The following is a 12609-nucleotide window of genomic DNA, read 5'->3' as shown; positions in this document are numbered from 1 at the left end:
TATAGTTGCAGAACAAAACACCAGTTCACACTGATGGTTTTGATTGTGATATACTATTGTCATGAAATTTACACAAGAAGAAAAAGAGTTTTATATGCGTGAGGCCTTGAATGAGGCTGAAAAGTCGCTGGTCAAGGAAGAGATTCCTATTGGTTGTATCATCGTCAAGGATGGTGTCATCATTGGTCGTGGGCACAATGCGCGTGAGGAGCTCAATCAAGCAATCATGCACGCAGAAATCATGGCAATCAATGAAGCCAATGTGACGGAAGGCAACTGGCGCTTGCTAGACAGTACGCTTTTTGTGACCATTGAGCCCTGTGTCATGTGCAGTGGAGCGATTGGGCTGGCGCGCATTCCTCGGGTCATTTATGGTGCGACCAACCAAAAATTTGGTGGAGCAGGAAGTCTCTACCATATCTTGACAGATGAACGCCTCAATCACCGCGTAGAGGTGGAGACAGGTGTTCTTGCCGAAGAATGTACGAGCCTTATGAAAGATTTTTTTCGGCAGGGACGGAAAAAGAAAAAGGCGGCTAAGCTTTTAGCCCAACAAGAGGCAAATAGTGATATAAGTGGAAATAATTTTTAGAATGATATTGACAAAAATAGTTAATAAGTTTAAACTTAACTAGTTAAACAATAACCGGTTAACGAAAGGAGAAGTTGTGAAGAAAAACAATCATATTATGTATTTGGTAGGAATTACGCTGTCTTGTCAACTTGTTTTGACGGCTTGTCATATCGAACAAAAACAAACCACTAACCAGTCATATAAAATGGAAAAGCAGGTTTCAAAAACTGATAAGGTTTCGGAAGAAGAGCTTGTTGTCGTAACTGCCATTGAAAAGGAAGGCTATCTGCGACTCCAAGGAGGGGATTCCTATTTTGTTCAAGGACAAGTTCCTTATAGGGCAATGTTCCTGAAAGAGACCCTCCCAGATAAGTCCTATACCTTTAAAAAAGGAGATATTCTTTATAAGGTTGAGCGAGGTTACATTATTTCTGTTAATGACCATTACCATTATTACCCGAAAGAAAAAGATGCCAATATTATCTCTCTGAAATACGCTAAAAAATTAACAAAAAATCAAAAGAGAGTGGATACCAAGGGGGTTGCAGGCATTGATTTTCCAACAGATGATGGATTCTTATTTGAAAAAGAGTCGCAAATTATCAGCAAAACGGATGACGGACTTATCATTGACCATGACGGACATTCTCACTTTATTTTCTATAAGGATTTAAAGAATAGCAAATGGGCTTACTTAATTCCTAACCAATCTGGCAGCAGTACTAGCGCCAGCACACAAAAAACTGGTGAGAAGATTTCTTCTGGTGTGACACTAGATGATGGCTATGTTTTTGACCCGAAGGATATTATTGCCGAAGATGAAAATGGCTATACAGTTCGACATGGGGATCATTTCCACTATATCTGGAAAAAAGACCTTTCAGGAATAGATCTTCCTAAGACCAGTCCAAGACCTATAGGTTATCCCAATAGTGGGGCGACAGAACAGCCTTTGGCTCCAAGTTCTAAAAAAAATCAGTCAAACGGTAGTCAGATACCATCGGTACCATCTGTTAAGAAGAGATTCCCAGGTGTCGATTATCCAACCAGTGACGGTTTTCAATTTAATGGTAGTGGCGTTCAAGGTCAGACAAGTTTAGGTCTGCTGGTAGACCATCATGGTCACACCCACCTGATTCCTTATAGTCATTTGGTGGCTAGTAAATGGGAAAGCCATATTCCTCAAGTCTACCTTGAAGTAGCTCGGAAAGAATATCAGGTCTTGGGAACTGTGACAGAGAAAGATTTACCACCTGTTAGCCCTAAAAAACCTCAAGAAGATGAAACTGCCAAGCAAATTCAGTCAAAGAAAGAATATTTGGCTCATATTTTGGGCCTTTCAGCGGACAGTATCAAAGTGGCAGACACCGAAGATGGACCAGTTTTTGTCTACCCCCACGGTGACCATTCCCATGCGATTTTGATTGATAAGGTTGAGATTGGCAAGCCGATTGACGATCCTCATCAAGACCCTCATGCCCATGATAAAATTGGTATGGCTACCTTAAAATCATTAGGTTTTGATGACGAAATTATCGAAGATATTCTTCATGCAACAGCAGATCAACCATTTCCTTCGACAGAAACTGACCCTGAACGGATGAAAGAATGGTTGTTGACGGTTAAATACCTCAATATTGGTCAGCGTACAGATCCTTTGAAACGCAAGAACTTGGATTTGATGCCAAATCTTGAAGTCTTGGGTATTGGTTTTACAAAGATTGATGATGTTAGACCGGTTTTGCAGTTTAAGAACTTGAAACAGATCTGGATGACGCAGACAGGTATTAAGGACTTTACCTTCCTAAAAGAGTTGCCGCAGTTGGAAGGCATTGATATTTCTCAAAATGAGATTACAGACCTGTCCTTCTTGAAAGACTTTACCCATTTGAAAGTTGTTGCAGCGGCTGGGAATAATTTGACAGACCTCAGCCCTCTAAGTCAGTTAAGCAAGCTAGAATCCTTGAATTTGGACTATAACCGCATTTCTGACTTGACACCGATTTCCCATCTGACCAATTTGACAGCTGTAAGTTTGGAACACAACAACCTTTCAGATATTTCTGCGCTTTCTAACAAAGACAAACTTAATCGTTTGTTCCTGTCCTACAATGAAAAACTTGACTTGTCAACCTTGAAGGCAGAGAAATTGGAAGAACTGACAGTAACCAATAGTAAGGTTTCTAATCTTGAATTCTTAAAAAACAATCCAAGCCTGCGTGAATTGAATTTGACTGAGAACCAGTTGACCAATCTTAAGGGAGTGGAAGAAGCAGAGAAGCTGAAGACTCTCTCTGTGGAAAGAAATCATATTGAAACTTTAGAAATTGACGGTGAGCAGACTTCTGTTGAAACTCTAAATGTTTCTGGCAATCAACTGACAAACTTGGAAGGAATCAATCATTATAAGGCTCTTGAAAACCTGAATGCTTCAAACAATACGATTGAAACTTTGAAATTGTCAGAGACTAACCAAAGCCTCCAAACGATTGATGTCAGCAAAAATCATATTCCACAAGAAGAGCTTGTTCCTAATAGCGAAGGTATTCCACAAGCTATTGCCCAAAACTTCCCAGAAGTTAAGGGAGGAGACATTTCGGAAAATGCTCCAAAGGAGGAAGTTACTTCAACCGATAAAAAATAGTTTTTAAAGAATATTAAGTTAAACTTTACCCAATGTGCAACTGGAGACGCTCCATGAAATACGCTTACCAAACTTCAAGAATTGTCGATGAAGCAATTAGAAAAGAACCAAAAGGACGATTTTTAACATTAACGTCCTTGACAAAATCCTTTGATAGACTTTTGAAGCGAGCTAAGGTGCATTGGGTATCTTTGTTCTGTTGAGGTAAAGCATAACGAAAAGGAGAATACTTATCTTCCTCATATCCATGTTTTGCTAATGGTTAAATCTAGTTACTTTAATTCAAAAAAAAACTATATTTCACAAGAAGAGTGGGGGATATGTGGTCTCAATCGCTTAAAGTGGATTATATCCCGCCGGTTGATATTCGTTAAGTGAAAGAAAAAGGCAAAGGCTTAAAAGGAGCTATTCTTGAAACAGCGAAATATCCAACGAAACCTATCAAATCAGATATCGAAAAGAAACAAGTGGTTGATGTTTTATATAACGGTTTGTATCGTAAAAGACAATTTGGTTATGGTGGTATATTTAAAATTATCAAAAAGCAATTAGCTTCTGATGATGCTGAAAATGGAGATTTAATTCACACTTCTGATGACAACAATAACTTGTCGGAGGGTACGAAAATAGTTGTCATTTGGAATGCTTAAAAGCAAAATTATTACTTGAAGTAGTGAAGAGTAAAAATAGCTGAGTTAGTAATTCAACTCAGCTATTTTTGTTAATTCTTTTAAGATGATTGTGGGAAATGTTTGAACTAAAATTTTCGCTTTTGTCTATTTTTTATTTTTTGATTCTAAATATTTAGAAATCATAAAAACAACTAACCAGATTAAAGCAACTGGAAGAGAGAAAAAATTTTTAGTTTGACTGAAGTATATAAGTTGAAAAATGCAGAAAAGAAAGCTCCAAAATATTATTTCTTTTAGAAGTTGATTCCGCATAGTAACCCCCAAATGGCTAATTGACCGGCAATTAATGCAGCGTTTGTTTTCACTCCTGCTTTAGCAACATATTTAATTACTATTTTGGCTAGTTCTTTCCATGCTTTCTTTTGAGCATACTTAATTATAGTTCCAACACTTATCATTGCTAATAATTCATCTTTGATTTTATTTGCCATACAGTTTCCTAATGCACCCCAATCAATTTTATATATGATTGCATTTTCATCTGGGATTTGAGATAAATTTGTGTTTAGTTCATTGTCAGCAATTATTAATTCTTCTTCACTGTAATTTGCTTGAGCATACTGTTTTAAATTTTCTTCTGTTACTCCATCGGCAAACATTTTTTCTAAAACAGCAGCAACTTCATCTATCTGTCTTTGTTCTTCGATAGTATATTCTGAAGTGATCGAAGTTTTTTCGTCAGCTACTACTTTGGCTGTAATAAAAGATGGGACTGTTGTAGAGATTACTAAAAGACTTGCTAGTAATAACGCTAAGTATTTTTTAGTTTTCATTTTTATACCCTTTCTGAATATTGACGACTATGATATATTAGTGGCTTTTAATTTGTTTGATAACTGCGATTTCCTATTTTAACTCCTTTCTATGTCAAACGAATTGTTTCCGCTTTCATGTTATTGTGTTTTATTTAGAAAGTCAATGGTATTATAGGTTTTGAATTAAAAAACAACAGATTATTTTAACGGTCATTGGATATCGTTAAGTTCACTCAAAGATGCAAACTTCGAGCTGTTATCAACGGCAATGTTTTTGATTAGTTATTTCTGGATTGGTATATGTTGTCTTCTTACTTGCTAAATAAAGTTGTATATTATTAATACGGAGTAAGTACCGAACTTGCATAAGCTGAAAATTATGGTATAATACTCTATGGAGCAACATTTGCGCGTGAAGCGGGTCAGGGGAGGAATCCAGCAGCCCTAAGCGATGTCAGGTGTGTGCTCTTTTGCTTTATGAAAATTTCTTGAAAATGTGTAAAAATTAACGAACTACTTGAAAAATCGCGTGTAAAGCGGTATCATAGAATAGATTCAAAAATGGAGGATTACTATGGCACATATTAAATTTGACTACTCTAAGGTCTTGGACCAATTTGTAGCACCACATGAGTTGGACTACCTACAAATGCACGTAACTGCTGCGGATGCAGCTTTGCGTGAAGGTACTGGACAAGGAGCTGAAATGTTGGGGTGGTTGGACCTTCCTGAAAATTACGACAAGGAAGAGTTTGCTCGCATCCAAGAAGCTGCTAAAAAAATTCAATCAGATAGTGAAGTTCTCGTTGTTATCGGTATCGGTGGTTCATACCTTGGCGCACGTGCGGCAATCGACTTCTTGAACACATCATTTGTGAACTTACAGACTGCTGAAGAGCGTAAAGCACCACAAATCCTTTATGCAGGAAATTCAATTTCTTCAAACTACCTTGCAGACCTTGTAGAATATGTAAAAGACAAAGACTTCTCAGTTAACGTTATTTCTAAATCAGGTACAACGACTGAGCCAGCTATTGCTTTCCGTGTCTTCAAAGAACTTTTGGTTGAAAAATACGGTAAAGAAGAAGCGAATAAACGTATCTACGCAACAACTGACCGCGTAAAAGGTGCTGTAAAAGTTGAAGCAGATGCTAACGGTTGGGAAACATTTGTTGTTCCAGATAGCGTAGGTGGACGCTTTACAGTATTGACTGCTGTAGGTCTCTTGCCAATCGCAGCTTCTGGCGCTGATATTACAAAATTGATGGAAGGTGCTAACGACGCTCGTAAGCAATATTCATCAAACAAGATTTCAGAAAATGAATCTTACCAATACGCAGTTGTCCGTAACATCCTTTACAGAAAAGGGTATGTGACAGAAGTTCTTGCTAACTATGAGCCATCTCTCCAATACTTCTCAGAGTGGTGGAAACAATTGGCAGGTGAGTCAGAAGGTAAAGACCAAAAAGGTATCTACCCAACTTCAGCCAACTTCTCAACAGACTTGCACTCACTTGGACAATTTATCCAAGAAGGCTACCGCAACATGTTTGAAACAGTTGTTCGTGTAGAAAAACCACGCAAGAACATCACAATTCCAACTGAAGAAGCAGACTTGGATGGTCTTGGTTACCTCCAAGGTAAAGACGTTGACTTTGTAAACAAAAAAGCAACAGACGGTGTTCTCCTTGCTCACACAGACGGTGGCGTGCCAAATATGTTTGTGACACTTCCACAACAAGACGAGTACACACTTGGTTATGTAATTTACTTCTTCGAATTGGCTATCGGTCTTTCAGGTTACCTCAACGGTGTTAACCCATTTGACCAGCCAGGTGTTGAAGCTTACAAGAAAAACATGTTTGCTCTTCTTGGCAAACCAGGATTTGAAGAACTTGCAGCAGAATTGAATGCACGTTTGTAATTAGATGATGAAAACTCAACTAGAAATGGTTGAGTTTTTTAATTTCTGATTAGTCAACTAAATTTTTTCATTCTTTAAAAAAGTGTGTCTTAATTATTTTTTGGAAGCGTTTTATAATGAGAAAGTAAATAAAACATAGATCATCAAGGAGGATGAAATGGCAGATTGGTTAAATATTGCTGGGAAGACAGTTGTGGTAACAGGAGCATCTTCTGGAATCGGTAAAGCGATTGTAGATGAACTCTTGGAGTTGGGTGTCAATGTCGCTAACTTTGACATTACCGATAATGGAGAGACGCATGAGCATCTGTTGTTCCAAAAAGTGGATGTGACCTCTCGTGAACAAGTGGAAGCTGCGGTAGCGGCAACGGTAGAGCATTTTGGCACCATTGATGCAGTGGTCAACAATGCTGGCATCAATGTTCCTCGTCTCTTGATTGATCCAAAAGATCCACATGGAAAATATGAACTGGACGACGCAACCTTTGATAAAATCACCATGATTAACCAAAAAGGCTTGTACTTGGTCAGTCAAGCTGTCGGTCGTATCTTGGTCGAAAAGAAAAATGGGGTCATTATCAACATGGCATCTGAAGCTGGATTGGAAGGTTCGGAAGGTCAAAGTGCCTACGCTGCAACAAAAGCTGCAGTCTATAGTTACACTCGCTCATGGGCAAAAGAACTTGGTAAATACAATGTCCGTGTAGTGGGAATTGCGCCTGGTATCATGGAAGCGACAGGTCTTCGGACGCTTGCTTATGAGGAAGCACTCGGCTATACTAGAGGAAAGAACGTAGACGAAATCCGTGCGGGCTATGCTTCCACCAGCACAACGCCGCTTGGTCGAAGTGGTAAATTAAGTGAAGTAGCAGATTTGGTGGCTTATTACATTTCAGATCGGTCTAGCTACATCACAGGGATCACAATCAATGTGGCAGGTGGGAAAACGCGCGGATAAAATAGCATAAAGGGGTGAAAGAGTGGCAATTATCAATCGTTGGTATCGTATCTTAGAAACATTGGTCGCTCGGCATCGTGTTAGTTTTGAAGAGATGCGAAGCGAATTGAAGATTAGCGCTGCTACTTTACAAAAGTCCATCGAGCAGTTAAATGATATACTGGATGCTGATTTGCAGATTCGCTTGGAAGATAATTTTCTCTCGTTAGAAGTTTACGATTACCATCGTTTGGAGGAAATTCTTGCGGGCAGTCTGCGCAAGGAAAGTGATTTCAATTCGTCCAGTAAGCGTTCGTCTTATCTCATCAAGCGACTCATTCAAAGTCCCGATCCGCTCTTAATTGATGATTTGGCTGAGGAAATTGGTGTGAGTCGAACGACCATCAATAAGGACTTAAAACATGTCAAAGCCCTAGCCGAGCCTTTTCACATTGACATCTCGGGTAAGCCCAACCGAGGCTTGGGGGTGAAGGGGACAGAATTACAGCTTCGGTTGTTCTATCTTCACTATGTCTATCGTTATTTTGATTCGGCGGTGCTGACCGAAGAAAGTGATGCCATTTTAGAGCAATTATATCAGACATATAAGTTACCTAAAAAGACGCAGGAGTTGTTGTCAAAAGTGATTTCCATCACTGTGGCACGCATCAAACGGCATCGTTTCTTGGGTGAAACCATTCCCTTCTACACTAACGAGCTAGCGGATTCGGAGATTATGGCTGAGCTGATTTACCACCTGGAATTCACCTACCACTTGTCTTTGAGCCAATTTGAGCAGGATTTTATTAGTTTTCCTCTCAATACGCAGTACATTGACAGCCTAGCCTATCAGCCGATTGATGAAGCTGGGTTGGAAAATCTTTATATGAAAATGGTTAAACGGGTCAAGGATAGCTTAGGAGTTCACTTTGACGAGCATCGTCTCTACACGGAGATGAGGTCACATCTAAAATTTCTCATCAATCGCTTGATTTTCCATGTACAGGCTAACGATCTCTTTCACGGGGAAATTCAAAGCAATTATCCTTTGGCATTTGAAATGGCAAAGGTAGCTGCGAGTGTTCTAGAAGAACATCTTGGCGGCAGAGTGGAACCAGCAGAATTGAGTTATCTAGCCCTCTATTTTGAGATGGTGCTGCGTGGAAATGAGCAAGTTGGGCCAAGCGTACAAAGAAAAATTGCAGTTGTTTGTACCACTGGTCGCGGCACCGCAAATATGATTTGTCGGCAGTTGACAAGGGTTTTAGGGCAGGATATTGCTATCACCCAGTATTCAGAGGAAGAATTCGATCCGCTGGATAGCGACGATTATTTCGCGATTTTCACGACAATTCCATTGAAATTCAGTGGCAAAAAATCGCCCGTGATTCAGATTACGAATTTGTTTGACGATCAATGGCTGCAAAACGAGTGGCAACGCGTCAATCGCTACCACCAAAAAAATCTTGAAACGCTGACGTTGAAATTTGTTCGTTTGCCAAAAGAATCCAGCTACCAGGCCTATCTGGGTACCATGTGTCGCATGCTCGATGAGCAAGGTTTGGTGGACGAGAAATTTGCGGAGCGCATTCTTGAGCGAGAGGAAAAACAATCGACCATTTTTGGCAATGGCATCGGCTTTCCTCACACCATCAATCAGCAGTCATCTCAGACCATTTTGATGGTCGGAGTGATGGAAGAGCCGCACGAGGAACAAAATCAAGCCTTGGAATTCATTTTCTTGGTGGCGATTCCACAAAAAGTGGAGCACCAGATGGAGACAGAATTGTTGGAACTCTATGATGATATTTTCCGTATCGCGGGAGATGACAATTTGAAATCTGAGCTAAGAAACATTCAGACAGAGTCGGAATTGTTGGCATTAAGCAGAAGTAAAGGAGTATTTTAAATGAATGTTATGTTAGTCTTTGGGGCCTTTTGTATCGCTGCCTATGCCTTGCAAATTGTCTTTGGAATGCAACAACTCAAGCATTTTAATACAACTTATGGTGAATTGAGACGTCTTGGGCGGGTAGCCATTGGACGTCGTTCTGGAAAAGTTCGCTCGGGAACCATTGTCATGTTTGCCGTGGACAAGGATGGAAAGGCGCTCGCAGCCAAGAAAATGCAGGGCGTAACCGTTCTAGCCAAGTTCAAAGACATGCCAGCTTATGTTGGACAAGATATTCATTATTTTGATAAATACAATCCGCTGGTCCGCAAGGAAAATAAACTCTTACAAATTGCCATCGAAGACGCACGCGAAGTCTTTCTCCGCGGTGAAGCGGGCAACTATGAGGACGTTCCGAAATACGCTTCGGCCTTGGGCCTCAAAACCAATGCGAAATTGCTAGCGACTCGTTTAAAATTACAATTTAAAAAATCATAAACCGAGCAAGTGCTCGAAAAAAGGAGTAAAACATGGATTACATTATTAAATTTGCGGAAGGCTTTATGAGCCTCTTTCAATCCGGTGCCGAAACCTTCATCAGCTGGATGACAGGGATTGTGCCAGTCGTTCTCATGCTGTTGGTGGCCATGAATGCCTTGATTGCTCTTTTGGGAGAAGACAAGGTCAATAAATTGGCCCAAGTATCAGCCAAAAATCCAGTCAGTCGCTACATGATTTTGCCATTCATCTCTGCTTTTATGCTCGGAAATCCAATGGCTATCTCAATGGGGCGCTTTATGCCAGAATTTTACAAGCCAAGCTACGTGGCTTCTCAAATGCAATTTTGTCATACTTCAAACGGGGTTTTCCCTCACATCAATCCAGGTGAACTCTTCGTTTGGCTCGGTATTGCATCTGGTGTAGAAGCCTTGGGACTTAGCACCATGGATTTAGCGATTCGTTACATGTTGGTCGGTATTATCATGAACTTCTTTGCAGGTTGGATTACTGACTTTACGACTGCTTGGGTATGTAAACAACAAGGTGTGACCCTTAGCAAAACATTGAACTAGGATAGAATGAGGAGAAAAATCATGGCATATAATAGCATTAAAGTTGTCAAAGGTAGTGGCGGATTTGGTGGACCACTTGTTATCACGCCGACAGAAGCAAAACACAAATTCATCTACATCACTGGTGGCGGTGAAAAGCCAGAAATCGTGGATAAAATCGTCGAATTGACAGGGATGGAAGCGGTCAATGGCTTCAAAACTTCTATTCCAGATGAAGAAATTGCCCTTGCTATCGTTGACTGTGGTGGTACCCTTCGTTGTGGCATTTACCCTAAAAAAGGTATTCCAACCATCAACATCGTAGCAACTGGTAAATCAGGTCCCTTGGCCCAATACATCACGGAAGAAATATATGTATCAGCTGTCGGTGTGGACCAAATTTCTGCGACGGGTGAAACAGCAGCAGTGGCGAGCGCTACAGCAGAGCCAGTTGCGGAAGCAGCGAAAACAGGCACCTACGATACATCTAAGAAAATCACCGAGCAGCGTGCAGAAAAGAGCCTGGTCGCTCGAATCGGTATGGGTGCTGGGAAAGTCGTTGCTATCTTTAACCAAGCAGCACGCGATGCCATCCAAACCATGCTCAACACAATCCTACCTTTCATGGCCTTTGTATCGCTCCTAATTGGGATCATCAATGGCTCTGGCGTGGGGAACTGGATTGCTAAACTCATGGTTCCACTTGCAGGAAATATCTGGGGCTTGGTCATCATTGGTTTCATCTGTTCCTTGCCATTCTTGTCTCCGCTCTTAGGCCCTGGTGCAGTTATTTCGCAAATCATCGGTACCTTGATCGGTGTGGAAATCGGAAAAGGCAATATTCCGCCACAAATGGCGCTTCCAGCCCTCTTTGCCATCAATACGCAAAATGGATGTGACTTTATCCCAGTGGCACTTGGTTTGTCAGAAGCTGAATCTGAAACTGTTGAAGTCGGAGTTCCATCTGTTCTCTACTCTCGTTTCTTGAGTGGTGTACCACGTGTTATTGTTGCTTGGATTGCAAGTATTGGTTTGTATCAATAAGCCTACATGTTACTTGCTGAAATAAAAAAGAAAAGAGAAAACTCATGTCAACAATTTTTGAAACACGGATCAAAGCTATTGGTCCAGAAGCTGAAAATATGATTGAAGAAGCCGGCATGTTCATCCTGTTTGGAGACGGCGCGCCGGATGATTTGGCCCAATACTGCTTTACCATTGATAATAAAGAAGTCAACGGTGAAATTCAACCTGGTGGTCAACTGCTGATTGATGGGCATGCTTATCCCATCACAGCTGTTGGAAATGTTGTTGAAAAAAATCTGTCAGCCTTGGGACATATTACGGTCTCTCTTGATGGTTCGCTAGAAAGTAGCCTTCCAGGAACGCTCCATGTAGATGTAGATTATGTACCAGTTTTGAAAGAAGGGGCCTTAATTCAAATTGTTGCGTAAGGAGACAGCCATGGTATTTCTGTTAGATACGGCCTCTTTAGAGGACATTGAAAAATATGCAGCTGTTTTTCCGATTGATGGTGTGACCACCAATCCTTCCATCTTGAAAAAAGAAGGAAAGGTCGATGTTTTTCAACATTTTAGAGCCATTCGAGATCTCATTGGTCAAGAAAAGTCGATGCATGTTCAAGTTGTGGCAACCGATGTGGAAACCATGATGGAAGAAGCCTATGCCATCCTTTCTCGAGTTGGCCAGCAAGTGTACATCAAGGTTCCGGTGACAGAAGCGGGACTAGTTGTGATACAGCGCCTTAAAGCAGAAGGGATTGGAGTGACTGCGACCGCCATTTATTCGGAAATGCAGGCTTATTTAGCCATTGCAGCTGGTGCGGACTTCGTTGCTCCCTACTTTAATCGTATGGAAAATCTCACGATTGACGCAGCAAGTTTGGTTGCGGCCATCGCAAGTTTCATTCAAAAGACAGGGCGTCCTGTCAAATCCTGGGAGCTAGCTATAAAAATATCTCCCAAATCAATCACAGCTTACTTGCTGGAGCGCATGCTGTAACCGTCACTCCTCAGCTCCTGCTGGACGCCCTTTCGACACCACCGATTGAAAAAGCAGTCGCAGATTTTAAACGAGATTGGGAAAGTGTATATGGGGAAGGCAGCAGTCTCCTATAGAA

Annotated in this window: 13 protein-coding genes, 1 other RNA gene and 1 pseudogene; 14 read left to right on the top strand and 1 reads right to left on the bottom strand. The window is 40.9% G+C overall.

Translation table 11 applies throughout. From position 1 onward, the window contains the following. Window positions 1-61: 61 nt before the first annotated feature. From tadA to ACHUFA_RS07380, 5 genes are all read left to right on the top strand, one after another. Complete coding sequence (tadA, locus tag ACHUFA_RS07400; protein WP_222347468.1) at window positions 62-592, top strand: tRNA adenosine(34) deaminase TadA; 531 nt, start codon at window positions 62-64, stop codon at window positions 590-592. 76 nt (window positions 593-668) lie between these two features. Then, entirely contained in the window at window positions 669-3218 is a 2550-nt protein-coding gene (locus tag ACHUFA_RS07395; protein ID WP_394405313.1) for a pneumococcal-type histidine triad protein, read from the top strand. Window positions 3219-3271: 53 nt separating this feature from the next. Then, on the top strand, window positions 3272-3421 hold the full coding sequence (locus ACHUFA_RS07390) for a hypothetical protein (RefSeq protein ID WP_318530346.1): 150 nt from the start codon (window positions 3272-3274) through the stop codon (window positions 3419-3421). Next, the gene (locus ACHUFA_RS07385; RefSeq protein WP_394405379.1) at window positions 3399-3596 is read left to right on the top strand and encodes a protein rep; all 198 of its coding nucleotides are present in this window, start codon (window positions 3399-3401) and stop codon (window positions 3594-3596) included. The genes ACHUFA_RS07390 and ACHUFA_RS07385 overlap by 23 nt, the downstream gene beginning before the upstream one ends. Then, on the top strand, window positions 3593-3868 hold the full coding sequence (locus tag ACHUFA_RS07380; RefSeq protein ID WP_318530347.1) for a protein rep: 276 nt from the start codon (window positions 3593-3595) through the stop codon (window positions 3866-3868). The genes ACHUFA_RS07385 and ACHUFA_RS07380 overlap by 4 nt, the downstream gene beginning before the upstream one ends. 275 nt (window positions 3869-4143) lie before the next feature. On the opposite strand, the gene ACHUFA_RS07375 is transcribed toward ACHUFA_RS07380, so the two are convergent. Further along, on the bottom strand, window positions 4144-4683 hold the full coding sequence (locus tag ACHUFA_RS07375; RefSeq protein ID WP_394405312.1) for an EntV family bacteriocin: 540 nt from the start codon (window positions 4681-4683) through the stop codon (window positions 4144-4146). 373 nt (window positions 4684-5056) lie between these two features. Here ACHUFA_RS07375 and ffs point away from each other — a divergent pair. From ffs to ACHUFA_RS07330, 9 genes and pseudogenes are all read left to right on the top strand, one after another. Continuing rightward, window positions 5057-5142: signal recognition particle sRNA small type (gene ffs / locus ACHUFA_RS07370), an RNA gene on the top strand. Window positions 5143-5239: 97 nt separating this feature from the next. After that, on the top strand, window positions 5240-6589 hold the full coding sequence (locus tag ACHUFA_RS07365) for a glucose-6-phosphate isomerase (protein ID WP_394405311.1): 1350 nt from the start codon (window positions 5240-5242) through the stop codon (window positions 6587-6589). A gap of 157 nt (window positions 6590-6746) precedes the next feature. Beyond that, window positions 6747-7547 carry an SDR family oxidoreductase gene (locus ACHUFA_RS07360; RefSeq protein WP_394405310.1) on the top strand — a complete coding sequence of 267 codons (801 nt, stop codon included), beginning with the start codon at window positions 6747-6749 and terminating at the stop codon, window positions 7545-7547. A 22-nt stretch (window positions 7548-7569) separates the two neighbouring features. Then, complete coding sequence (locus ACHUFA_RS07355; protein WP_394405309.1) at window positions 7570-9435, top strand: BglG family transcription antiterminator; 1866 nt, start codon at window positions 7570-7572, stop codon at window positions 9433-9435. Continuing rightward, window positions 9436-9915, top strand: coding sequence for a transcriptional regulator GutM (locus ACHUFA_RS07350; RefSeq protein WP_394405308.1), 480 nt, complete (start codon window positions 9436-9438; stop codon window positions 9913-9915). Between the two features lie 32 nt (window positions 9916-9947). Further along, complete coding sequence (gene srlA / locus ACHUFA_RS07345; RefSeq protein WP_222347438.1) at window positions 9948-10490, top strand: PTS glucitol/sorbitol transporter subunit IIC; 543 nt, start codon at window positions 9948-9950, stop codon at window positions 10488-10490. Window positions 10491-10511: 21 nt separating this feature from the next. Then, window positions 10512-11513, top strand: coding sequence for a PTS glucitol/sorbitol transporter subunit IIB (gene srlE, locus ACHUFA_RS07340; RefSeq protein WP_222347437.1), 1002 nt, complete (start codon window positions 10512-10514; stop codon window positions 11511-11513). Window positions 11514-11557: 44 nt separating this feature from the next. After that, the gene (locus ACHUFA_RS07335; RefSeq protein WP_394405307.1) at window positions 11558-11923 is read left to right on the top strand and encodes a PTS glucitol/sorbitol transporter subunit IIA; all 366 of its coding nucleotides are present in this window, start codon (window positions 11558-11560) and stop codon (window positions 11921-11923) included. A gap of 10 nt (window positions 11924-11933) precedes the next feature. Then, window positions 11934-12607, top strand: a pseudogene (locus ACHUFA_RS07330) (fructose-6-phosphate aldolase). Window positions 12608-12609: the final 2 nt, after the last annotated feature.

The sequence above is a fragment of the Streptococcus hepaticus genome (genome assembly GCF_043656315.1).
Classification (GTDB): Bacteria; Bacillota; Bacilli; order Lactobacillales; family Streptococcaceae; genus Streptococcus; species Streptococcus hepaticus.
This window is presented reverse-complemented; position numbering and strand designations above follow the sequence as displayed.

Coding starts and splice junctions, on each gene's coding strand:
- ACHUFA_RS07350 (WP_394405308.1), top strand. CDS start 9,436: ATGAATGTTATGTTAGTCTTTGGGGCCTTTTGTATCGCTGCCTATGCC.
- ACHUFA_RS07335 (WP_394405307.1), top strand. CDS start 11,558: ATGTCAACAATTTTTGAAACACGGATCAAAGCTATTGGTCCAGAAGCT.
- ACHUFA_RS07375 (WP_394405312.1), bottom strand. CDS start 4,683: ATGAAAACTAAAAAATACTTAGCGTTATTACTAGCAAGTCTTTTAGTA.
- srlE (WP_222347437.1), top strand. CDS start 10,512: ATGGCATATAATAGCATTAAAGTTGTCAAAGGTAGTGGCGGATTTGGT.
- ACHUFA_RS07365 (WP_394405311.1), top strand. CDS start 5,240: ATGGCACATATTAAATTTGACTACTCTAAGGTCTTGGACCAATTTGTA.
- srlA (WP_222347438.1), top strand. CDS start 9,948: ATGGATTACATTATTAAATTTGCGGAAGGCTTTATGAGCCTCTTTCAA.
- ACHUFA_RS07390 (WP_318530346.1), top strand. CDS start 3,272: ATGAAATACGCTTACCAAACTTCAAGAATTGTCGATGAAGCAATTAGA.
- ACHUFA_RS07360 (WP_394405310.1), top strand. CDS start 6,747: ATGGCAGATTGGTTAAATATTGCTGGGAAGACAGTTGTGGTAACAGGA.
- tadA (WP_222347468.1), top strand. CDS start 62: ATGAAATTTACACAAGAAGAAAAAGAGTTTTATATGCGTGAGGCCTTG.